The sequence below is a fragment of the Gynurincola endophyticus genome (genome assembly GCF_003991195.1).
Taxonomy (GTDB): Bacteria; Bacteroidota; Bacteroidia; order Chitinophagales; family Chitinophagaceae; genus Gynurincola; species Gynurincola endophyticus.
The window spans coordinates 92613-115045 of record NZ_RCWL01000001.1 but is presented as its reverse complement, the minus strand read 5'-3'; the positions used below and the strand labels follow the sequence as shown (position 1 = coordinate 115045).

Annotated in this window: 22 protein-coding genes; 15 read left to right on the top strand and 7 right to left on the bottom strand. The window is 37.7% G+C overall.

The genetic code is table 11. From position 1 onward, the window contains the following. Positions 1–20 precede the first annotated feature (20 nt). Positions 21–692, bottom strand: a complete 672-nt coding sequence (gene mnmD, locus D9O48_RS00495; RefSeq protein WP_126969498.1) for a tRNA (5-methylaminomethyl-2-thiouridine)(34)-methyltransferase MnmD — start codon at positions 690–692, stop codon at positions 21–23. Between the two features lie 90 nt (positions 693–782). Here mnmD and D9O48_RS00490 point away from each other — a divergent pair, with 90 nt between their 5' ends. Together D9O48_RS00490 and D9O48_RS00485 are read left to right on the top strand one after the other, a co-directional pair. Further along, positions 783–1373, top strand: a complete 591-nt coding sequence (locus tag D9O48_RS00490) for a DNA-3-methyladenine glycosylase family protein (protein ID WP_126969496.1) — start codon at positions 783–785, stop codon at positions 1371–1373. A 381-nt stretch (positions 1374–1754) separates the two neighbouring features. Beyond that, positions 1755–2864, top strand: coding sequence for a ligand-binding sensor domain-containing protein (locus D9O48_RS00485; RefSeq protein ID WP_126969494.1), 1110 nt, complete (start codon positions 1755–1757; stop codon positions 2862–2864). A gap of 575 nt (positions 2865–3439) precedes the next feature. On the opposite strand, the gene D9O48_RS00480 is transcribed toward D9O48_RS00485, so the two are convergent. Beyond that, a complete protein-coding gene (locus D9O48_RS00480; RefSeq protein WP_126969492.1) occupies positions 3440–4591 on the bottom strand; it encodes a hypothetical protein in 1152 nt (383 codons plus the stop codon). A 125-nt stretch (positions 4592–4716) separates the two neighbouring features. Here D9O48_RS00480 and D9O48_RS00475 point away from each other — a divergent pair, with 125 nt between their 5' ends. The 6 genes from D9O48_RS00475 (at position 4717) to D9O48_RS00445 (ending at position 11573) form a co-directional block, all read left to right on the top strand. Next, positions 4717–5535: a ZIP family metal transporter gene (locus D9O48_RS00475; protein ID WP_126969490.1), complete on the top strand. Its 819-nt coding sequence runs from the start codon at positions 4717–4719 to the stop codon at positions 5533–5535. 72 nt (positions 5536–5607) lie between these two features. Further along, a complete protein-coding gene (locus D9O48_RS00470) occupies positions 5608–7722 on the top strand; it encodes a S9 family peptidase (protein WP_126969488.1) in 2115 nt (704 codons plus the stop codon). A gap of 330 nt (positions 7723–8052) precedes the next feature. Beyond that, a complete protein-coding gene (locus D9O48_RS00460; protein WP_126969486.1) occupies positions 8053–8508 on the top strand; it encodes an SRPBCC domain-containing protein in 456 nt (151 codons plus the stop codon). A 52-nt stretch (positions 8509–8560) separates the two neighbouring features. Further along, complete coding sequence (locus D9O48_RS00455; protein ID WP_126969484.1) at positions 8561–8989, top strand: DUF1801 domain-containing protein; 429 nt, start codon at positions 8561–8563, stop codon at positions 8987–8989. Positions 8990–9041: 52 nt separating this feature from the next. After that, on the top strand, positions 9042–9491 hold the full coding sequence (locus D9O48_RS00450) for a VOC family protein (RefSeq protein ID WP_126969482.1): 450 nt from the start codon (positions 9042–9044) through the stop codon (positions 9489–9491). A gap of 504 nt (positions 9492–9995) precedes the next feature. Further along, positions 9996–11573, top strand: a complete 1578-nt coding sequence (locus D9O48_RS00445; protein WP_317127860.1) for a flavin monoamine oxidase family protein — start codon at positions 9996–9998, stop codon at positions 11571–11573. 18 nt (positions 11574–11591) lie between these two features. Here D9O48_RS00445 and D9O48_RS19105 read toward each other — a convergent pair whose 3' ends face one another. Further along, positions 11592–11645, bottom strand: coding sequence for a hypothetical protein (locus D9O48_RS19105; protein WP_394343553.1), 54 nt, complete (start codon positions 11643–11645; stop codon positions 11592–11594). Positions 11646–11675: 30 nt separating this feature from the next. Here D9O48_RS19105 and D9O48_RS00435 point away from each other — a divergent pair, with 30 nt between their 5' ends. From D9O48_RS00435 to D9O48_RS00415, 5 genes are all read left to right on the top strand, one after another. Beyond that, complete coding sequence (locus D9O48_RS00435; protein ID WP_394343552.1) at positions 11676–12788, top strand: pyridoxal phosphate-dependent aminotransferase; 1113 nt, start codon at positions 11676–11678, stop codon at positions 12786–12788. A gap of 34 nt (positions 12789–12822) precedes the next feature. Continuing rightward, positions 12823–13815: a Hint domain-containing protein gene (locus tag D9O48_RS00430; protein WP_126969478.1), complete on the top strand. Its 993-nt coding sequence runs from the start codon at positions 12823–12825 to the stop codon at positions 13813–13815. Between the two features lie 183 nt (positions 13816–13998). After that, on the top strand, positions 13999–14397 hold the full coding sequence (locus tag D9O48_RS00425) for a BlaI/MecI/CopY family transcriptional regulator (protein ID WP_126969476.1): 399 nt from the start codon (positions 13999–14001) through the stop codon (positions 14395–14397). Further along, the gene (locus D9O48_RS00420) at positions 14394–15827 is read left to right on the top strand and encodes a M56 family metallopeptidase (protein WP_126969474.1); all 1434 of its coding nucleotides are present in this window, start codon (positions 14394–14396) and stop codon (positions 15825–15827) included. The genes D9O48_RS00425 and D9O48_RS00420 overlap by 4 nt, the downstream gene beginning before the upstream one ends. Before the next feature lie 86 nt (positions 15828–15913). Further along, positions 15914–17107, top strand: a complete 1194-nt coding sequence (locus tag D9O48_RS00415) for a thioredoxin family protein (protein ID WP_126969472.1) — start codon at positions 15914–15916, stop codon at positions 17105–17107. A gap of 61 nt (positions 17108–17168) precedes the next feature. Here D9O48_RS00415 and D9O48_RS00410 read toward each other — a convergent pair whose 3' ends face one another. Further along, entirely contained in the window at positions 17169–17966 is a 798-nt protein-coding gene (locus D9O48_RS00410) for a DUF4349 domain-containing protein (protein WP_158624779.1), read from the bottom strand. Between the two features lie 81 nt (positions 17967–18047). Next, positions 18048–18404 carry a PKD domain-containing protein gene (locus tag D9O48_RS00405; RefSeq protein ID WP_126969468.1) on the bottom strand — a complete coding sequence of 119 codons (357 nt, stop codon included), beginning with the start codon at positions 18402–18404 and terminating at the stop codon, positions 18048–18050. Positions 18405–18874: 470 nt separating this feature from the next. Here D9O48_RS00405 and D9O48_RS00400 point away from each other — a divergent pair, with 470 nt between their 5' ends. Together D9O48_RS00400 and D9O48_RS18895 are read left to right on the top strand one after the other, a co-directional pair. Further along, entirely contained in the window at positions 18875–19330 is a 456-nt protein-coding gene (locus tag D9O48_RS00400) for a helix-turn-helix domain-containing protein (RefSeq protein ID WP_126969466.1), read from the top strand. Positions 19331–19465: 135 nt separating this feature from the next. Next, positions 19466–19669: a hypothetical protein gene (locus D9O48_RS18895; protein ID WP_199750468.1), complete on the top strand. Its 204-nt coding sequence runs from the start codon at positions 19466–19468 to the stop codon at positions 19667–19669. A gap of 30 nt (positions 19670–19699) precedes the next feature. On the opposite strand, the gene D9O48_RS00390 is transcribed toward D9O48_RS18895, so the two are convergent. Beyond that, positions 19700–21112 carry a TolC family protein gene (locus D9O48_RS00390; RefSeq protein ID WP_126969464.1) on the bottom strand — a complete coding sequence of 471 codons (1413 nt, stop codon included), beginning with the start codon at positions 21110–21112 and terminating at the stop codon, positions 19700–19702. Beyond that, positions 21096–22412 (bottom strand): HlyD family secretion protein, encoded by a 1317-nt coding sequence (locus D9O48_RS00385; protein WP_126969462.1) that lies wholly within the window; start codon positions 22410–22412, stop codon positions 21096–21098. Before D9O48_RS00385 ends, D9O48_RS00390 begins: the two co-directional genes overlap by 17 nt. Positions 22413–22433: the final 21 nt, after the last annotated feature.

Sequence of the window (22433 nt, the reverse complement as noted above, 5' to 3'; positions counted from 1 at the left end):
ATTCGTTGCAGGGGTTTTTGTTATAAAGAAGAGCCAGTATAAACAGCTCTTAACATTTCTCTTTTGCGTGGTGGCCCCGGTAATGCCTGCACTTTAAAACCGGCAGCTTTCAAAGCCCGCTTTACAATGCCTTTGGTACAATAAGTAACGAGTATACCATTAGGATTCATTGTTGTGGCTATTTTACGAAAAACCTCCTCTGTCCATAACTCAGGTTGAGCAGTTGGTGCAAAAGCATCGTAGAAAACAATGTCATACAATTGCTGAAAAGAAGCAGTAAAAATATCTCCCGTGTGTTTATACAAAGTAAAATAAGGATCGATCACCTCCCATTGATTCCAGCTAACGCCATGTATCTGCTGAAAAAGTATACCCGGTTTCAGATGATCGGCATAGGCACTGATTATAGATGCCGGAAGAGGATACTTTTCCAACGTTTCATACACTACTTTTCTCAACTGTCCGGTGGCCCACATAGCAGACAAATACGCGTTAAAACCTGTACCGAAACCCATTTCCAGTATCCTGATAACAGCGTCAGGGTGTTGATCTGCAAAATATTGTAAGCCGGCGTTAATATAAACATGCATCGATTCACTCGCCGCACCATGCAGCGAATGATAGGTAATTCCCTGATCTTTTTTTACCACCGTAAAACTACCGTCTGCCGTAGCTCTGATTTCATGTTCCATCTGCCAAATACTTGAGAAGAATGAAGGTAAAAAATATTTTTAAAATCTGAGATTGTACCTAACTTGTATAAGACGCTATCATCAAAACATATGGAATACGCAAAAATATTAAAGAAAGACCCTGTCATGCGTGCATTGATAAAATCGCACGGATACATTCCATTAAGTAGTAAACCCAACGCAATTGTACAGTTATATTGTGCGGTAGTGGGACAACAACTCTCTACGAAAGCTGCGGCTGCTATCAAAAAGAGGTTTTTAGATTATTATACAAAAGACCCCAGTCCTGAACAGATACTAAACACGCCGGTGGCCGATCTGAGAACCCTGGGCTTATCCAATGCAAAAGCAACTTACATTCACAATATTGCCACATTTACTTTAGACAATAAGCTGACGCATCAAAAACTAAAAAAACTACCGGATAACGAAATCATAACATTGCTGACACAAATAAAAGGTATCGGTCAATGGACTGTTGAAATGTTATTAATGTTCACATTAGAACGGGAAAATGTATTTCCTATCGACGATCTGGGCATTCAAAAAGCGATGATACAACACTACGAAATTACAGAAACCAATAAGCGCATACTGAAGAAAATAATGACAGAAATCAGTGAATCATGGCACCCTTATAAAACTTATGCAAGCCTGCATCTTTGGGAAAGTTTAAAATAATTTTTAGCAAAGATTCATCAACCATTTACAAACAATTAAAAACGGATAACTTTCACCAATCTGGGCGTTGTACGCAATTTAGTTCCAATAACAATATTGAAACGTTAATGAGTTTTTTCAGGCTCCTTCAAAACAAATCACCAATAAAGATCTCGGATATTAAATAGTATATGAGCCTCTACACACTTTACAAAAATATGAATCTAAAGTAAGTTCAATATTATATGAAGCACTTTTAGAAGGTGCTTCTGTTTTTTATTAGATTTACCAAAAGATTCACAGCTTTGGCTCAGTTTCGGTCTGAATTGAACTTTCGTCCAATCCAATCACGCACTATCGCCAAACCGCGGCCCGTTGTTCATCATATTATAAAAACCTGAAATGGATAAAAAAATAAAATTGATTTATCTAATATTCATATTGACACTGAACTTTTCTTGTGTTGAAAACAAATCAACCGAAAAGGAAACTTACAAGCCTGAATTGGTAATAACTTCAAAAAACGACACCTTAAAATTCACTTCTGGAATTCGTGCTATCTTCCAAGACAGCAAAGGAAATTATTGGTTTGGAAGTCTTCAGGAGGGAGTTGCGGTTTATAATGGTAAATCGTTCAAATACTTCACTATTAATGAAGGGCTAACTGACAACCAAATCCATTCCATTCAAGAAGACAAAGAAGGAATTATTTGGTTTGACACACAAACCGGAGTTAGCAGTTACGATGGCACAAGAGTTAGTAATCGCACAAAAGCAAGTAAAGAAAATTATCAAAATATTTTTCCAATTCAGGGCAATGACTCAAAAAAAAGTGAATGGATAAAATCTGAAAATGACTTATGGTTTGAAGCCGGTAATCAATCAGGAGTGTATAGATACGATGGGCAACAATTACATTATTTAGACTTACCTCCTCAAAAAGTGCTTAACCCACACGATAATTTGTTTGCTGTAACTGATATTTCAAAAGGCAAAAATAATATGATATGGTTTGCCACCTATGCAGGTGTTTTTGGGTATAATGGAAGCAATTTTACAATCATAAACGATGAAACATTAGGTTATGATAGAAAAACAGAACCTTTACATATACGAAGTATTTTTGAAGATTCTAAAGGCAGGCTTTGGATTGGTAATAACGGAATTGGAGTATTACTTAAAGAAGGTAATTCACTCATAAATTTTTCAAATAAGCATCACCTGATTCACCCCAATAGCAAACGAAAAGGAGAATACAAATCACCTCAAGGCACCCTGGAACACGTTTTTGTAATCGCTGAAGACAACACAGGAAACATTTGGTTTGGAGATAGAGATGCCGGAATCTGGAAATATGATGGTAAACAATTTGAAAATTATACCCAAAAAGATGGATTGGAAAATGATTTCGTTCTTTCAATTTACGAAGATAGAAATAGTGAATTATGGTTTGGTATGGCAGACGGAAACATATATAAATTTAACGGAAAGACTTTTGAAAAGCAATTTTAAGAAGTACGAACGCACAACAGCACCTATACAAAAGTGACGATTCAGTAGTTAAATCAAGCTTTATGCTTCTATCAATGTTCGTGATTGGTTAACGGTGAAATACTCCGAAATCGCCTCCTTCGGGTAGCTGTGAAACGTTAGCGGTAATTGTAAGAGACAACAAAAACAATGACAAATCAACCCGACTTTGACATAAAATATAAGTGAAAAATTTCAAAAAAATTTATTGATAGGAATATTTTGACTTTTAATCAGGCTTAATTATTCATAAGACGATCTGCTACAAACAAAATGCTGACAACTGCAGAACTTATGGCACAAAGCACGCTTTACTCGAAAAACTTGCAGATGAAAAAGTTAAACTCATAGTTTGACTTTTTAAAATAAAAAAGGGAAGATTGCTCTTCCCCTTTCGTTATCAGCCTTATCCAAAATATAAACTTATAATAATAGCTTAATGACGGTTTAAAATCGGTTTCAACACTACTATTAAGTTAAAAATTATTTCTAATATGTTCAAGCGTATAGCTGAATTTAACTTGTTATTTACACTTTTCATAGACCAGGATCAATCACTACCAATATTTAGTATAAGGATAAGCGCTATTCGGATACGAATAACCCATCCAGATATTCAGATAATTGACAATTGCTCTTTTAAACTGATGGCTTGATCTTTCACGGGTATTACCATTATTTCGTACATTGATACCCGGTGTTTCGATCTGAATTGAAACAACATTATCATTAAAGCCGGTTGGGTTACCTAACTGAACCGTTCCATAATTTCTGGTACAATAACCTCCGTTAAAATATGGTCTTCTTCCTGGATTAGCAGTGGTTCCGCCAAACAAAGCAGTACTTCTGTTAAGAACCGGAATGGTCGTACCTGGTACAGCCGGAACACCTTCTTTTACTAACAGGCCTCCGAAACTTGAATCGCCACGAATCACTCTTGAGAAAGGAATAGACGAATACTTATTACCGATATAATATACGCTTGAAGAATCTTTAAGTCCATCCACATAGCTGTCACTTTGTTCTAAAGCCCAGTTGCTTAAGGCATAACCCACATCAGTCTGATGAATGAAATTACTGCTAAGGTTACTACCATTTACCACCGATCGGTAGGTTTGTGTTACACTGCCGGTATATCCGTGCGCGTGTCCGTGTACATCTAAAAACAGCGCACCGTTTCCGCCCGCCTGCTCAGCTGCAACGGTTGCACGTGCCAATGATAAAAGTTCATGGTAACTATTGTAGGTAGCAATAGCATCAGCGTTAGAATAAGTACTGGCAACAGATGCAGGATAGGTATTTGGGTCAACTCTTCGTCTGCCAATTGTATTCACCATCATCCATGGTTTTTTATCGGTATCCTGTTCAAAATACGTAGCAATCAGATTCGCAAACGGATGAGAATAAATATCCCTTCCTGTAGTAGTAGCCTCAGGCATTACGGGGCTACCTTCGCCCACACCGTCGTGCGGTACACCCAAAATAAGCGGACTACCGGCACTGCCGACTACCAGATACACATAATCTTTAAATCCCCAAATCGTATCGCCTTCGTTATACCAAACCGAGTTAAACTCAACAACACCTGATGAAGTAATTGCCAGCGTGTCATCTCCGGTTAATGTGAGGAGATTTTCGGATTGCTTCTTATCACAGGAAACAATCACGGATGCAATGGATGCAAATAATAAAACGTTCTTTAGGATCATAGATAATAGGTTAAAGGTGACCAATACATATTTTATATAATGATCTCTTTTAAACCCGCGACACACAGATAAATTCAGTAAAACATTTTTTTAATTATTAGATATTTCTAACTTATTTTTACTGCATGATAGAACAATTGACAGAATATTTATCAACGATAGACCCGGTTCTCGCAGCTTTATATGCAGGATTATTCACGTGGGGAGTTACCGCCCTTGGTGCCGCCTTAGTATTCTTTTTCAAAGGGTTAAACAAACAACTGATGAATGGAATGCTGGGTTTTACAGGAGGAGTAATGATCGCCGCCAGCTTTTGGAGTTTGCTTTCACCTGCTATTGAAATGTCAAAAGGTGAAGGATTTACAAAAGTATTGCCGGCTGCAACAGGATTTGTACTGGGTGCTCTTTTTATATTCGGGCTTGATAAACTGATGCCCCACTTACATATAAATTTTATCAAATCTGAAGGGCCGAAATCATCTTTAAAAAGAACTACACTTTTAACAATAGCCATCGCATTACATAATATTCCTGAAGGATTAGCAGTAGGTGTATTATTCGGGGGCGTTGCACATGGTGTACCCGAAGCAACTATTTCAGGAGCGGTATTACTCGCTATCGGTATCGGGCTCCAAAATTTTCCTGAAGGAATTGCAGTATCGATGCCATTGAGAAGAATGGGGCTTTCTAAATGGAAATCATTCACTTACGGACAACTAAGTGCTATTGTGGAACCGGTCTTCGCCGTACTCGGTGCCCTGGCTGTAGGATTTTTTATGCCTATATTACCCTACGCACTCGCATTTGCTGCAGGAGCAATGATTTTTGTAGTAATTGAAGAAGTAATTCCGGAAACACAGCAGGAACAACACTCTGACGTTCCTATCCTGGGATTTATCTTAGGCTTTGTAATTATGATGTCGCTGGATGTTGCACTCGGATAAACACCGATTCACCAGGTTGGTTTTCAATCCTTTTCAGTAACTTTAGAAAGAACTTCAACACAACTACTGATTATGAAATGGAAATTAACCTCTATTCTTACCATACTATTTGCAACAATAGTATTTAACATCAATGCACAAACGCTATCTGATTACATTAAAACACCTTTCGTAAGTAGTGTAACAGGTGCCAAACAAGTTGACAGAATTGCATTTCTCGTAAACGAACAGGGAAAAATAAATGTATATACTGCCGATGGACCGGGTTATCAACCGGTTAAGCAAACTCAATACAATATTGACGATGCGCAGGAAATTACCAGTCTGAGTATTTCTGCCGACGGACAAAAAATATTGTTTGTTCGCGGGGGCGATCATGGTGGCAATTCCGCAACCGTTCCGATCAATTCTGCCTCTCTTGTAGAAGCTACTAAAGTAAGCGTACATTCTATCGATTTAACCACAGGAAAAGTGTATGATTACGGATCCGGCGACAATCCGGTTTTCTTCAATAATGATATATTTTACTTCATACGGAACGGACAGGTTTTTGAAGCAGGCTACGGAAATGAAAAATCTCCTAAACAGTTATTTAATGTAAGAGGCCGCGTGAATGCGATTCAATGGTCACCTGATCAAAAACAATTATTGTTTGTTTCTGCCAGAGGAACCCATAGCTTTATCGGTATCTTTACAAAAGGAATTGACCGTATTCATTGGATAACTCCTGCCTATAACAGCGACAGCTCACCCAAATGGTCTAAAGATGGCAAAAGAGTTATTTTTGTAAGAAGGCCCTCCGGCGGTGGACCGATTGATTCTTTAACAGTGAATCGCTTTGATGCATGGAGTATCATGAGTGCGGAAGTGAACGACGAGAAGGCAACTGAGCTATATGCAGCACCTAAAAAACTATCAGCCGGCTTTCCTAGAATTTCCGGTGGCGTAAATCTTGACTGGTCACACAATGACTATGTTACATTTACCTCCTATGAAGATGGCTGGCCACACCTTTACCGGCTGGATATCGCCAGCAAAAAAGTAACTCAAATTACAAAAGGCAACTACGAAATACAAAGTTTACGCATCATCAACGATGGTAAACAAGCACTGTTTTCGGCAAACCACGGTACTGCAAAAGAAGATAAAGACAAATTGCAGGTATTCATTGCAGATTTACAAAGTGGAAAACTCGAGCAACTCAGCAAAGGAACTGTTTTAAACTTCACTCCCTCTTCTTTCGCAAACGGAGAAAAAATGGTATGGTTGAGCAGTGATGTACAAAGACCCGGACAACCGTTGGTACTCGAAACAAAAAGCGGAAAGCAAACGCTGGTCGGCAACGACTTTTTCAAAGGATGGAACTTCAGCCATTTCGTAACACCGGAGCATGTTGAATTAAAAGCACCTGATGGAAAAACATACTATGCACAAGCGTTTAAGCCCAAAAACATGAAAAGTAAAGTTCCCGCTTTATTATACATTCACGGTGGCCCCAGAAGACAAATGTATGTAGGCTGGCATAACAGCAGTTACTATTTTTACGATTATATACTGAATCAATATCTCGCTCAACAAGGATTTTACGTGCTATCAGTAAACTACCGTTCAGGAACAGGTTACGGCTACGAATTTCAACACCCTGAAAACTTCGGAATACTGGGAGCTTCTGAATATATCGACATTCAGGCTGCTGGTGAATGGTTACGTAAACAAAGTTTTGTAGATGCCGGCAAACTAGGATTATTCGGTGGCTCTTATGGAGGTTATTTAACGGCCATGGGATTAGCCAAACATTCTGACATCTTCAAATTCGGTGCAGACATACATGGAGTACATGACCGTCAAAAAAAATACAACCTTGAAAATTACAATCCTGACTTTGAAAAAGCGGCGGCCTTAGCCTGGGAATCATCGCCGGCGAAATTCGTAGAAACATGGAAGTCGCCCGTAATATTGATTCATGGCGATGACGACCAGAATGTAAATTTCAGACAATCATTATTAATGTACCAGTTACTGACTGCCAAAGGTGTAGAAGTTGACTACTTAGTGTTACCAGATGAAACACACCATTGGCAATATTTTGAAAATATGCTGAAAGTAAAAAACAAAACAGCTGAATGGTTATTAAAACAAGCAAAGTTGAAATACCCTATTGAAAAAAGAAACGCTTTTCGTTTATAATAAAAAGGAGCCCAACGGGTTCCTTTTTTATTATAAATAAATTATTTCGTAGAATATATCCGTATAAATTACCTCATCATTGTTTCAACAAACATTACAAAAAAAATTGTCTGTTCTGCAGTTAATTTGTATCTTACTTAACGATACTTACTCACCCAAACATCATCCGGCAATTACGATAATCCTTGTAACGGCAACAATTGTTGTTCGACAAGAATTTTATCAGAGTAGATTTATTATATCAATACAATTATTAACACATTCATTACATCCGGTTATAAATATACTCTTCTAAAAGAGTATAATTTATATAGTCAATGAACGATTCATATGAAAAGTTTAACTGCCAATGCCGTCATACAGATTTCAAAACCTGCAAATGAAGTTTTTGAAGCCATTGTTGATCCGGCAAAAATGAGTAATTATTTTATTAAAAACGCTACCGCCCGGCTTGTTGCAAACACCACCGTACAATGGAGTTTCCCCGAATTTCCTGATAGCTTTCCGGTACAGGTGAAAACGGTTAAAGCAAACGAATACATTTCCTTTAACTGGAGTGGAGGTGGCGATGATCAATTAGTTGAAATCACGCTTAATAATACTACAAACAACTCTACTATAGTAAAAGTGATTGAACATTCGATGCCGGTCACAGAAGAAGGTATTCAGCAAATGAAACAGCAAACCGAAGGGTGGGCAAATTTTCTGGCATGTCTGAAAGCCTATCTTGAATACGGCATCAATCTCCGTAAAGGTGCTTTTGACTTCATGAAGCCAGCAGAATAAATAATTTCTGTCATTCTTCTTTCTTATAAACATTTCTCAAAAATCTGCATATATGCCCAAAAATAAAACTGCCTATACCGAAGTAGCTGTTACAGATTTCATCAATAACCTTGAAGACCAACAGCAACAAGCAGATAGTTTATCACTCATCCGATTAATGAAAAAAGTTTCGAAAGAAGAACCCCGCATGTTTGGTGCAACAATCATCGGTTTCGGGCAATATCAATACAAGTATGCCTCAGGGCATGCGGGAGAAGCGCCGCTCCTGGGTTTTTCGCCCAGAAAAGCTGCTATTTCATTATATGTGTTTACCGGTGCTGAAGAACACCAGCACCTACTTGAAAATCTGGGAAAGTACAAAATCGGGAAAGCGTGTATTTATGTAAAAAAACTTGCTGACATCAATGAAGACGTCCTCGTCAAACTGATGCAGGCTACCATAAACTATGTAAGTGAAAAATACACAAGAATCAAATTATAGGCAATGCCGGTTGCAATTGACTAACTAAATCATACATATAAAAAACAGTACCATGACACGAATCCATGCTTATCTGAACTTCAACGGCAACTGCGAAGACGCTTTCAGATTTTACGAAACAGTTTTTAAAAAACCGAATATTGGTATTCATCGTTTCGGCGACATTCCTGAAAACCCTGAATTCAAAATGGCTGATGCAGATAAAAATAAAGTAATGCACACTGCCATAATGATCAACGACAATACAATGTTAATGGGCTCAGATTGTATCGAAGGTTTTGGACATAAGGCCGTAGAAGGTACCAATACCTATATTATGCTGGATACAAGTTCAGCTGCCGAAGCCACTGAATTATATCATGCATTATCCAAAGATGCGAAGATTATCGAAATGCCACTGGGTGAACAATTTTTTGCAGAAGTATATGCATCATTTACTGATAAGTTCGGAATTCCCTGGATGATCCATTTCGAAGGAAATAAAGGACAACATAATGCATAATTTATTATTTTAGTAACTGAAATTGTACATAACACGGCCTCTGGCAGTCCCTGACTGTCGGGGGCTTTTTCATTTTTCTATTTTCCTCTGTGCATTTATCGTATATAAGATAAAATATAATTAATATATTATTTATTCTAATATAACAAAAACAAAATAATCTTATTCTTAAAAAACTGACAAAATAATAATAATCAAATAAGTATAATCCAATCTATTCAATTGTTCGTTATTCAGAAAATACTTTTCTTTTAAAAACAAGGAACTTTCAACATATTATAATTAATTCTATGTATTAATATGAATCAATTCTATTTACTTTTTAATATATTTGAACAACAAACAATATTATTATTTTAAATAATAATACGAATTGTCTTTTAACCAAAACCTGCTTCGGCTACAGATGCGAAGCGAACCAAAACTATCTGTTTCTTTCTAACACTTTGCCTGCCACCGCCATACTGCACTATGACTGAAAAAAGTACATATAAGGGGCAGACTGTGCCTACCAGAAGAGAATTTTTGACCAGATTAGGAATGCTTACAGGATTAACCCTCCCCGGCATGTTATCCTGGGATCTTTTACACGCCGCACCGGTAAATGCCTTACCGGATATGGCCGACAAACTCCCAAACCCTGATTCGAAAAATGTAATCATTCTCGGTGCCGGACTTTCCGGATTGGTAGCCGCCTACGAACTGAATAAACTCGGGTATAAATGTACTGTTATTGAAGCACGTGAACGGGTGGGAGGCAGAGTGTTTACCGTTCGTAAAGGAAGTTTCTCAGAAGAAATTACCAATGGCAAATTGACGGCTGAATTTGACGAAGGACAATACTTCAATGCAGGGCCTTCAAGAATACCACATTTTCACGAAGTCACACTACATTATTGTCGTGAATTCGGCGTAAAACTGGAAGTTTACAATAACATTAATGAAGCAGCTTACTACTTCAGTGAAGGAAACGGAAAACTCTCTAACCGGAAAATAAAAAAAGGTACCCTGCACAACGACATGCGCGGCTATACAGCAGAATTGTTAGCGAAATCGCTTGACAGCAGCGCTTTAGATTTACCGGTTACCAAAGAAGATACTGAAAAATTATTGGAGTATGTACGTGCAGAAGGAGCTCTAGACATTGATAATATTTATAAAGGTTCATCACGCAGAGGGTATATTGAGTATCCTGCGGCGGGCCTCTATCCGGGAACTGTAGCAAACCCACATCCACTAAACGATATTATACAGTCTGGCCTGATCGGTCCTGACTTTTACGGAGTTGCCGAGTACGTCTACGAATTACAACAAACCATGCTGCAAATGACAGGTGGTAACGACGCACTTGTTCTTGAGTTTGAAAAACGGTTAAGATCCAATATTCTACTGAATGCCGAAGTCACAAAAATTATCAATGGCGATGAAGGTGTTACCATTTTATATCGCAACAAAAAGGGCAATCAGCAAATAAAAGGTGATTTCTGCATTAATACCATCCCTCTTAAAGTTTTAAGTGATATCGATCACAATTATGCTTCTAATCACACCAGAGCGATTGACAAAACAGCCTATATCCTGTGTGGTAAAATCGGTATGCAATTCAACCGGAGATTCTGGGAAGAAGACGAAGAAATATTTGGGGGCATCACGCATACCAATAACGAAATATATCAGATATTTTATCCTTCTAACGATTACCTGTCGAAAAAAGGAATGCTGATTGGTTATTACAATTTAAATGAACGTGCCCGGATTGTGGGAGAGTTATCTTATGCCGAAAGAGAAAAACTGGCATATGAGAAAGGGTTGCTGATACATCCGCAATATGCTTCAACGTATGAAAGAAAAAGCTTTTCTGTCAGCTGGCATAAAACCAAATATTCTCTAGGGGGCTGGGGTATCTATTCTGAGAAAGAACGTCATAGCTTTTATACAGCTTTACTTGAACCGGATAAACGGACTTATTTCGCCGGTGATCACCTCACTTATCTGAACGGATGGATGGCTGGTGCATTACAATCGGGAAGAACGGCCGTGAAAGCTATTCATAGCAGAGTTACCGGTAAAACATTCCTTTAGCCTGAATACCAGCATTTACTATACTAAACAACAAAAACATTCTTTATGCCAGCATCTTTCAACCGCCGTCAACTGCTCCGGAATGGTGCCCTCCTTTCAGGCATGGCATTATTACCAGGTGTGCTCACTTCGTTAAAAGCCGCACCGCGCAGGCAAATTGAGCCGGCTTCTTTTGTCAATTTTCTCACAGATGAGGAACTGGCCAGAGAAACTACGCCACCCGAAATTAAAGCAAGGCTCAGCGCTAACGAAAACCCTTTCGGTCCTTCTCCGAAAGCCAAACAGGCTATAATAGAAGCCATCGGAAACACGTATCGATATGCATTCTTTGAAGGTAGAAAAATGATAGAGTTGATTGCAAAAGCCGAAGCACTTCAACCTAACCAGATTCTTTTAAGTGCCGGCTCAAGCGCATTGCTACAGGCCGGAGCAATGGTTTATAATTCCGGAACTATTCTATCCGCACAACCTACTTATGAAGACCTGTTAAGCAAAGCTGAAAGTATGGGTACGAAAGTAATTCGCTTACCACTGACATCCGCTTATAAATATGATCTGGATGCTATCGAAAAAGCAATAGACGCTACCACTTCACTGATATATATCTGCAACCCCAATAACCCAACCGCTACTTTACTCGATCCGGTCAAACTGAAATCTTTCTGTGAGAAAGTATCAAAAAAAGTACCTGTCTTTATTGATGAAGCATACATAGATCTGGTTGAAGATCCTGCTGTAAGCAGTATGATGCCGCTCGTGAAAGAAGGACACAATGTAATTATTGTAAGAACTTTTTCAAAGTTATACGGGATGGCCGGCATGCGTTTCGGCTATATGGTAGCGCAACCCGAAACCATCAAAAAATTCAGTGCTCTTACACCCGGCTCAAACAGTATTGCTTCTACCACCTGGGCTGCAGCTATTTCATCTTACGAAGACAAAGACTTTTTAAGAGATGCGTACACAAAAATTAAAGAGTCTAAAGAATACTTATACAATGTACTGAAAGAAGAAGGTTATACCTACATTCCTTCCAGCGCAAATTTTGTAATTTTTCCGGTTAAAGAAGACAGCAGAAGTTTTGCCACCAAAATGTCGAACAACGGTGTGAGTGTCAGAAGCTGGCAATTCAACAATCAACAATGGTGCAGAGTATCTATAGGTACACTAGAAGAGATGAAGGCTTTCGCGTTATCGCTGGCAAAAATATCCTGATAAAGTTTTGAATCAACTACCAAAAGAGAATACTATGAGAAAATTATGCTGGAGCATTGTAAGCATCCTTTCGCTGTCAATTAACACAGCTACTGCTCAAAGCAAAGAAACACGAGGCATTACAATGGAAGAATACAAGAATGCCAAAACTTATAATATTGAGAAGCCCGATGAAGACAATTATGCCAAGTTTGGCAACAACCAATACATCGTTGAACGTTATGAAGATAAAAAACCGTATTTCGTAACCGGCGATGATGGCAAAAGAAAACGTATTGATCTCTACTCCCTGACTAAAAAAGGAGAAGACGTCTCATTAGGTTTGATCATTTATTATACTACAGAAACCGGTAAACGCTATATAGCCTGTTTACCCAATAACTTTGCGGCCGGTGCTGTTTGGGAGCAATATTTCACAGATATTCACGCAATCGATAAAGTTGAGGCCAACTTTGTACTGAAGCTATCTTATATCCTTTCACGTGAATTAAGCTATGCTAATTACAAGGTTTTATTAAAAGGAGAAGACGATAGCAGAGCAGAAGCGGGTACTTATGGAAATGATATTTGTTTTCCGGGAACAGATCTCGTAGCAATGGCTGACGGCTCACAGAAATTATTAAAGAACATCAAAACTGGTGATCAGATTTTAACCCTCCATACTCAGACTGCACAACCACAGGTAGTAACCGTAACGAAGTTGATTGAACACAAGGCAGAGAATTATGCGATTACTACCCTAACGTTGTTTAACACAGTTGTAAAAGAGGAAGGAACTTACCTGAATACACTCGCAGTTTCTGCTACACCCAATCACCCCATGACTACCAGTAAAGGTTTAAAAAACATCGGAGCAATTGAAAAAGGAGAAAGTATCCTTTGCAAAAATCCAACTACCGGTAACTTCGAGCGATTCGAAGTATGGAGTAAGTCTGAAAAACCTGAAGGTGTTCAGATCGTCTACAACATGGAAACCACCGGAGGCGATACATTTATCATGAACGGAGTTATGGTGCGCCAAAAATAGTTTTAATAATCCTATTGTTTATAATGCAGGCAATAAGAACCGATATGTACCGTTTCTTATTGCCTTTTTGTTACATGCACGTAATCAAGCATTTATATAATTTAAAAAACAAATCTCTATATTTTCTAAAGAAAAAAAAGCTAAAATATCAAAACGTACGTTTTTAATGCATACCTTTACTATATGAAGCCTAAGAACAATCTATTGCCTACTAAAACTGAAATGGATGTCCTCCAGATACTCTGGCAACATGGTCCCTCCACAGTTCGTTTTGTACATGATAAACTCAATGAACAAAAGGAAGCCGTGATATACACTTCCACATTGAAGCTGATGCAGGTAATGAAAGAGAAAGGTATGCTTGATCGCGATGAAACGGCCATGAAGCACGTTTACTCAGCTATTCTTAAAGAAGAGAAAGTAAAAAAAGGGATGCTGCAACAATTTGTTGACACCATTTACAATGGCTCCAGCAGTCAGGTTTTTATGGCATTATTAGGAAATGACAACACCAGCGATGATGAGCTGGAGAAAATAAAAACCCTTATTGATCAGCACACTGCTTCAAAAAACAAGAAATGATTACGGGAGGCTTATTCACATACGATTTTGTACCCGCTTTTGGTTGGATGCTGGTGCACTCTTTCTGGCAAGGAGGTTTAATCGCATTGCTTACCGGCTTTTGTTTGTACCTGACTCGTGGTAAAAGTGCAGCTTTACATTACAGGTTGCTGCTTATTTCTTTATTTACTTTTACAATCATCAACCTGAGTACTTTTCTATTATACTATACCGGTAGTAAAAGTATTTTACCGGAAAATCCCGATCAGGTGTTTTCTTTATTACCGTTTTCTGGGGATATGAATATTGAAAACCCGGCATTACTAAATTCATTCACTACTTATATTAATCAGACAGCTTCCTGGATAGTGTTTACCTGGTTTGTTTTCTTCTGTTATCGATTAACTATTTATGTCCTTGGATGGAGGCAAGCTCAACAAATGCGCCGCCAACAATTGTACAGCATACCCGAAGAGTGGCAACTGCGCTTTGAGCAGCTAGTGCAACAAATGAATATAAAAAAGAAGGTTCAGTTATTCGAATCAGCAATGATGAAAGTACCTGTAACAATAGGTTTCCTGAAGCCGGTTATATTATTACCACTAGGCATTCTCAGCAATTTACCACCGGTACAGATAGAAGCAGTACTTCGACATGAATTGGCACATATATGCAGGCATGATTATGTAATTAACATTATACAGCTGTTTTTAGATGCGTTGTACTTCTTCAATCCATCTTTTGTATGGTTATCTGATCAGTTGCGTGAAAAAAGAGAATATTGCTGCGATGATATTGCAATCCAAGACATGAACAACAGGGAAGAATTTGCAATTGCACTTGTAGCGTTTAAAAAGTATACTCTTCAAAAATCTGTTCCGGTAGTTGCTTTTACAAAACACCCCTTACAACTACGTTACCGTATACTACGTATTCTGGGTCAGCCGGCGAATACCGCTTCAATTAGTTTTTCTTCACTTTTGTGTGCTTTATCAACTGTTCTTGCAATTGCTTTTTTTTCTTATAATGATACAAATCGTTCGAAAGAAAATACTATCGCCGAAACAGTTAAAACAATACCGGAAGCTAACTCAATAGATGTATACATACCAAAAGATACCACTGTTCTTGCAGTACGGAATATACCTCCTGCAAAACCAACGATCAAAGAGCAGTTAACATCAACTATAGAAATGGATAGTGCAATGCTTTCACGGTTAACAGGAGAATTTAATACTACTTACCAAAACACTCATTATATCATAGGCGTTGCAAAAAGCCGAATGACCCGTCTTATTGTTAATGGAGAAGACATATTACCTGAACACTGGTCTGAATACGATCAGGCATTTGCTGCAATTGTTGCCGAATTCAAAGAACACCAGCAAAAAACTGAAACGTCTTCCAATAAACAACAGGACGTTTCTAATGCAGAACCTGTAAGAGGTTAAATCATACACTAATATTTTCTAAATGTCATTCCTTCAAAAAAGGGTGATCTGCATTGTATTGCCTAAACTTTAAATAAAATATAGCCATGAAAAAAATCTGTTTGATTTACCTACTAAAAACATTTTTGTTTTCTACATCACTATTCTCACAACAACTGAGTATCGTTGAACAGGATTATGAAAAAGCGAAACAACTTTCACATCAGCAAAACAAAATGTTACTCATTGATTTTTACACTACCTGGTGTGCCCCCTGTAAAATTCTGGATGAACAATTGTTCAGGAATAGTGCCAATAGTGCAAAGATTGCTAAAGATTATATAGTACTTCGCTACAATGCAGAGAAAGACAGTATTTACAACCTCACTAAAAAACACCATATCAGAATGTATCCTTCAGCAGTTGTGCTCAATGCAAACCAGCAGGTAGTACATCAACAATATGGTACGGGTGGAGCCGATAGCCTGATGGCAGTAAATTATCTGAGTTTCTTGCAAAAAGCAAAACAACTGAATCAGGATAATTTTTTTCTAAAGGGAATTTCTGCTGACCTGAAATTAGCCTATCCTGATTTTTATGTCAATTATATCAATCGTACCAGCGCAAAAATGAACCGGGAGGAGCTTAACAGATATTGGGACACTATCAGCAGCCTGCTGCCAGAAATTCCTTTTAAGATATTCTGCTATTTCAGTGGCGGTAATGAAAAATGGAATGAGTATTTTTTCGAAAACAAGCAAACCTTTACTGATCTTTATGGAGAATTAGATGTGCTTTTTGCTGCAACAATGATTATTAGTGACAGGTTGTATAGTGCCATAGAGAAAGTTGACCGGGTGAAATTTAACAATGCGGTAGAAATGGTTAAAATCCATATGGGAGGAGAAGAAAAGACAAAGAAGTATATCAACCTGATGGAATTAAGAATGTTGCAGGCAGAGAACAGATGGAAGGACGCTTATCGTTTTATGGAAGCACTCAAGAAAAAAAACGAGGTATCACCCGAAGATATTATCTGGTTCAGCAGCAATGTATCAGACAAATGTGAAGATAAAACCGTACTGAATAAAACCGCTAAATGGGTAAAGAAAATCACCCAAAAACAACCATCCTACTATTATCTTGAGAACTATGCGCTATTACTTTTCAAACTTGGAAAAAAAGAACAGTCGCTGGAAACAATGAAAAAGGCGATAGAAAAAGGAAAAGAAGAAAATGAAAGTACTAAATCGAGCGAGCAATGGATCAGTAAAAACTTTCCTGAAAAAACAAATAATTAATCTATTATATACAACAAGGGCATTCATTGATGAATGCCCTTGTTGTATCCTTAGCAGAAACTTAAATATTTTTATTTTTTCTTTTCTTTTTATAAACCCTGAAGGCGATTATAAGAGCTGCTATGATCAGAATAAATGGCCATAGATTCACAATTCCTACAAAAAACCAGATCAGGTTATCAAACCCGTTTCTAAACCCATTTTTGAACTTTTGGCCAAAAGCAGTTTGCTCAGGGATACTTTCATAAAAAGTAATAGTTAAGGCAGATAAAGACACTCTGTCTTCCAGATATTTCATTCTCCCCTCGATTGATTCAATCTCCGATCTTAATTCGCCTATCTGTTTCTCTATTTCTAAGATCTCTGATACAGTTTTAGCTTGTTTCAGTAAAGCAATGTAACGCTGCTCAAATTCTTTCTTTGTTTTTAACCTTATCTGAATATCAAGAAATTCTTCTGTTACATCTTTAACGTTTACTTCTTTACTATCGAACCTTTTAACACCACGAGTCGTTTCATTTAACAAGTTATCAAAATCAGCAGCAGGTACACGGATAATAATTGTATGGCTTGTTCTGCCGGTGTATTTAGACTCGCGGTCAGATGAAATGTAAGCTTTGTATTTTGTAACCGCCTCTAAAATTACTTTTCTTGTTGACTGTAAATCTGAGGTTTCAAACTCTATCCGCCCTTCTTTGATGAGCTTTCTTTCAATGATCCCTTCTGCTCCTTCTTCTTTTTTCAGATTATTATAAACTGTCTGATCAGCCACCTCATAACTGGCCGTATCGGCATTTTGCCTACATCCAATAATAACGAGCACAAGTATTAAAGCTAAATATCGGGTAAAGTATCTCATGGCAACCTTTTCTATTAAGATTATTCTTTTTGATTTTTCCATAAATCCTGACCAATAAAATATACTGAGATTACATTTTAATTACTGTACCGTTACTGCTTCATCAATACTATAGGAACATTCGCCATCGTTTAACGTTATAGTAGCCTTTACATTAAAGGTTCCAGAACCGGAATAGATATGATTAGTACTTAATGAATTCACTGTTTGTATATCAGTACCATCTCCAAAATCCCATTTCACACTGTTATCAACCGATTGACTACCGCTATAGCTCACTACAAAGTTAATTTGTTTAGAATCGTTAGGAGATGCAGTATGGCTAACTCCTACCAAACGAGATTCACCGGTACAATTTGCACCAGACTCTTTTTCCTTCTCACACCCGAATATCACTAATACTATGATCGTTAAAATGATGCTGGTAATTTTTTTCATGATTACTTAGATTATTGATTGAATGCAAATTCGTTTTTGCTGCAATGAAGGCAACGATTTCAAAACATCGACTCATACTTTAATAAGTAAAAGATGGTTTGCATAAAAACGTCTTATAACCAAGTAATTAATACAAAGCTAATGCCGGGAAATATGGGGTTTAGCTTGTAAATCTTTTATTATTAATACACTTTTACATAACATAGTGTATGGATAATTTACTAAATGAGTAAAAAACACAATAGTTTATCCGGTGGCCTGTCACTGTTTAAAACAACACTAAGAATGATATCATCTCAATTATTTCGTTTAATTCATGGCGTAGTCAAATTCCGGCATTTTCCCGACTTTCATGAATCATTAATAGTCAATTAATTACATTCAAGTCTGAGAATGTGTATATTAAGGATTTATTAAAATTTTCGAATATTTCGAATAAATTTACCCCTACATAGATCAAATTCCAAAAAATGAACACCCTTGATCAAATCAAAAGGCCTTCAAAAAATGAGCAAAAAACAGCATTACAATCATATCAGGCTCTTCATTCAGCAATTGAACAACTTATTACAGACACTACTGAAATAGAGATTGAAGAGACCAGAGAAAAAATTGTAATTCCTGTTCGCGCGCTTAAACTATTGAGAGATATTCTTAAAGCCATGGGACAAGGCTCTCCTATCTCCATTGTTCCTGTTGCAACAGAGGTAACAACGCAAAAAGCAGCGGAAATAATAGGATGTTCTCGGCCACACCTGGTTAAACTGTTAGACGAAGGGAAGATTGCTTTTACTAAAATAGGAAAGCATAGGAGAATTAAACTCGAAGATGTTATTAAGTATAAAAGTAAAATGAAAGAAGAACAGAAAAAGCATATTATTGACATCATGAATACCGACGAAGAAATTGATTTATATGATTCATAGCGTAAGATTCAAAGCAGTATTAGATACGAATGTTATATATCCTATAGTGATCAGAGATTTATTATTTTGGTTTGCCCATTACGATTTATAAACGCCTAAATGGAGCCTACAGGTTTTCATTGAAGGGAAAGAGTAATGAGAAATAAAGGTGTCGCTGAAGAACAAATTCAAAAAAGAGTAGCAAAAGCCAACCTTGCTTTTCCCGATGCGCTGGTTACTTACTATGAAGATATTATACCCAACTTACAACTACCGGATGCTGACGATTACTACGTTCTAAGTCTGCTCAGAAAGTGTGGATTATCAGATACCGCCAACGATCTACATGCCCTATTATAATTACTGCATTTTTTTTAGTATCCTTACGTCCTAATCATTCCGAAAATTCTCATTTAACCATTTCAGGTTATTATAACTACTCACGAACTTCAACCGCAAATCCAGTAATTTTAGTTCCGATTCCAATAACTTATTTTCTCTTGAATTAATCAGGAACAATGAACTTTCTCCATTACTGAAAAGTTGTTCTTCAGCATTCAGTAATCGACGATAGTTCTGAATATTCTGTTGGGCGATATCGATCTGTCTTTTATAGTTCAGTACTTCATTACGGGATGATGTTATTTTAGCATTCAACTCCTGCAACTTAAAATCAGCATCCAGCTGGTTTTGCTGAATTTTTGCTTTGATAATCTGATAATCAGCCCGGGCCTGTCGCAGAAATAATGGAATTTCCAGCTTTACCCCATATTGATAGTTATCTCTGAATAAAGGAAAATATTTTGAGCTATAACTTTCTTTATTGAAGAAGTTATAAGTAAGGTCCAGTTTCGGTAAAAAACTCTGCCATTTAAGACGTCTTTCACTTTCCAGGATATTTTGTTTCTGAAAATAAAATTGCATAGCTGCATGTTCGGTCATCGCCTGATTTTCCATTTGCATCAACATGGTGGAATATTCATCATAAGCAGTATTTCCAATTATCTTTTCTACAGGAAACAGCATGAAGGGAATATCGTATGGTTGCTGATTTTCCGTCCATAGAAAAAGGGACAACTCCTGGGTAGATTTTATAAATGCAAGAAAAACATCCTCCAATTGCAGTTCAAAGCTCTGTAATTGCGAAAGCGCTTCGGTTGTATCGATAGCAGCTCTTTCTCCATATTCATAGGTTTTACGAATCAGTTCTAAACGTTGCCGGTTGATTTCAACCGCTTGCTTTTGTAATGTATAAGCGTCGTGAGTTTTTACCCAGGTCCAATAAGCATTGTCTGCATCCAACAGCAGCTGGTTAGTTAGTAGCTGTTGTTCTGCTGCGGTCATTTGCAACGCAAATTTAGCCTGATCAAGCATTGCTCTTCTCTTGTCGTACAATAGGTTTTTTGCAATAGGAAGTGTTATACCAAACTGATATAAACCTCCTCTGGTATCACTGTTATTCAATTTCTGTCCGTCAAGGTGAGTGTAATTACCATTCAACTCAACACCATACCAGGTAGGAATATCAAGTCCTACATTTGTTTCCTGATAATAATCGAGTCCGTCAATTGTTTTAGCGCCATTTTTACCATTCAGCTGGGGGTCAAAATTACCGCGTGCTTTTTGTATTTCAGCTTCGGCCATTCGATTTTGTAAGCGGTATCTGAATGCCAGCGGATGATAATTTTTAACCACTGCTAAAAATTCGCGGTGTGTCAGACGCAAAGTATCCTGGCCAAAAACAATATGCCCGGCACTCAAAATTAACAGTAGTAGTAAGCTATATTTATTTAATTTTTTCATTTCCGGCGACGGATTTATCAGGCGTTACTGTATAATAATCGGGAGGGAATCCATTAATATTTCTCCATAATTCGTACCACACCGGCACATCATTTAAAATAGCGATGGCCTGTACACCAGCGCCCATTTTTATTTGCGGGGGCCAGGGTTTCTGGTCTTTATCTTCAATCACCAATGCCTTAAAAAGCCCGTTTGTATTGATATTACTTTCTACGGCGATTACTTTTCCTGCAAAAGTTCCATAGCTGGTGTTGGGCCATCCTGAAAAAACGATTGCCGGAAACCCGTCAAATACACACATTACTTTTTGTCCGGCTTTCACTAATGGCAGGTCAACAGGTTTGATATAAATTTCAACTGCATAATTTACATTCGCCGGCACAATTGTTCCGATACTTTCTCCGTCTTTTAATATTTCTCCGATACCGGCTTTATTCAGTTGAACGATCTGACCATCCTGCGACGCCAGCACATAATATAACCCTTGCCGTATTTTATAGTTACTCATCTGATTTTCGAGTTTGGCTATATCTCCGATGCTACTCTCAATCTGGCCCATACTTTGAAAACGTTCTCCCTGTATCTTACTGAGTTTTTCAGTGTAGTCCTGAATCGTAGCATTCTGTTCAAGTGTTACAGTTACCACTTCCTGTTGTGTTTGTGCGAGTTTGTTTTCTACAGCCGTTTTTTTAGCTACCGCGTTCTGATAAGAAACACTTCTCTGTTGAAATTGAGTGAGTGAAACCAGTCCTTCTTCATACATTTTTTTCTGCCGCTGATATTGATTATCTGAAAGTTTCAGCTCATTGTCGGCGGCTTCGAGTTCAGCCTGTTCAGCGATGAGTTTATTATTCAACTGAGAAAGTTTTACTTTCAGCTGTTGCAATTTCAGGTCTCGTGAACTATTTAGTGCCGTAAGTTGTGCATCTGCCGCACCAACCTTAGCTTCATAATAATTTCTCATTCCTTTTTTTGCTTCCACCTGTTGTTGAGTGCGGTCAACGAGTAATGGATCCATATAATCTTCTTTTACTTCGGCAAGCTGAAGAAGCGTATCACCTTTACTAACGGCATCACCATTCTTTACGTGCCATTTGATGATGCGGCCAGGTATAGGTGAATTAAGCTGTTGCGGACGTTGATCCTGATACAAAGTAGTAACGGCACCTTTCGCTTTTACATTTTGCGTCCAGGGTAGAAATAGAATGATCAGGCCAAGTCCCAGAAAAAAGAAAAACCAGCGTTTTACTCTCGAATTCCGGTGAACATGATATATGTATTCAAATGATTTCGGTTTCATTTTGTTGTGTTTGATGTTGAC

Coding starts and splice junctions, on each gene's coding strand:
- D9O48_RS00485 (WP_126969494.1), top strand. CDS start 1,755: ATGGATAAAAAAATAAAATTGATTTATCTAATATTCATATTGACACTG.
- D9O48_RS00415 (WP_126969472.1), top strand. CDS start 15,914: ATGAAAAAAATCTGTTTGATTTACCTACTAAAAACATTTTTGTTTTCT.
- D9O48_RS00475 (WP_126969490.1), top strand. CDS start 4,717: ATGATAGAACAATTGACAGAATATTTATCAACGATAGACCCGGTTCTC.
- D9O48_RS00385 (WP_126969462.1), bottom strand. CDS start 22,412: ATGAAACCGAAATCATTTGAATACATATATCATGTTCACCGGAATTCG.
- D9O48_RS00420 (WP_126969474.1), top strand. CDS start 14,394: ATGATTACGGGAGGCTTATTCACATACGATTTTGTACCCGCTTTTGGT.
- D9O48_RS00450 (WP_126969482.1), top strand. CDS start 9,042: ATGACACGAATCCATGCTTATCTGAACTTCAACGGCAACTGCGAAGAC.
- D9O48_RS00390 (WP_126969464.1), bottom strand. CDS start 21,112: ATGAAAAAATTAAATAAATATAGCTTACTACTACTGTTAATTTTGAGT.
- D9O48_RS00400 (WP_126969466.1), top strand. CDS start 18,875: ATGAACACCCTTGATCAAATCAAAAGGCCTTCAAAAAATGAGCAAAAA.
- D9O48_RS00410 (WP_158624779.1), bottom strand. CDS start 17,966: ATGAGATACTTTACCCGATATTTAGCTTTAATACTTGTGCTCGTTATT.
- mnmD (WP_126969498.1), bottom strand. CDS start 692: ATGGAACATGAAATCAGAGCTACGGCAGACGGTAGTTTTACGGTGGTA.
- D9O48_RS00435 (WP_394343552.1), top strand. CDS start 11,676: ATGGCATTATTACCAGGTGTGCTCACTTCGTTAAAAGCCGCACCGCGC.
- D9O48_RS00425 (WP_126969476.1), top strand. CDS start 13,999: ATGAAGCCTAAGAACAATCTATTGCCTACTAAAACTGAAATGGATGTC.
- D9O48_RS00470 (WP_126969488.1), top strand. CDS start 5,608: ATGAAATGGAAATTAACCTCTATTCTTACCATACTATTTGCAACAATA.
- D9O48_RS00460 (WP_126969486.1), top strand. CDS start 8,053: ATGAAAAGTTTAACTGCCAATGCCGTCATACAGATTTCAAAACCTGCA.
- D9O48_RS00405 (WP_126969468.1), bottom strand. CDS start 18,404: ATGAAAAAAATTACCAGCATCATTTTAACGATCATAGTATTAGTGATA.
- D9O48_RS00430 (WP_126969478.1), top strand. CDS start 12,823: ATGAGAAAATTATGCTGGAGCATTGTAAGCATCCTTTCGCTGTCAATT.
- D9O48_RS00490 (WP_126969496.1), top strand. CDS start 783: ATGGAATACGCAAAAATATTAAAGAAAGACCCTGTCATGCGTGCATTG.
- D9O48_RS00455 (WP_126969484.1), top strand. CDS start 8,561: ATGCCCAAAAATAAAACTGCCTATACCGAAGTAGCTGTTACAGATTTC.
- D9O48_RS00480 (WP_126969492.1), bottom strand. CDS start 4,591: ATGATCCTAAAGAACGTTTTATTATTTGCATCCATTGCATCCGTGATT.
- D9O48_RS18895 (WP_199750468.1), top strand. CDS start 19,466: ATGAGAAATAAAGGTGTCGCTGAAGAACAAATTCAAAAAAGAGTAGCA.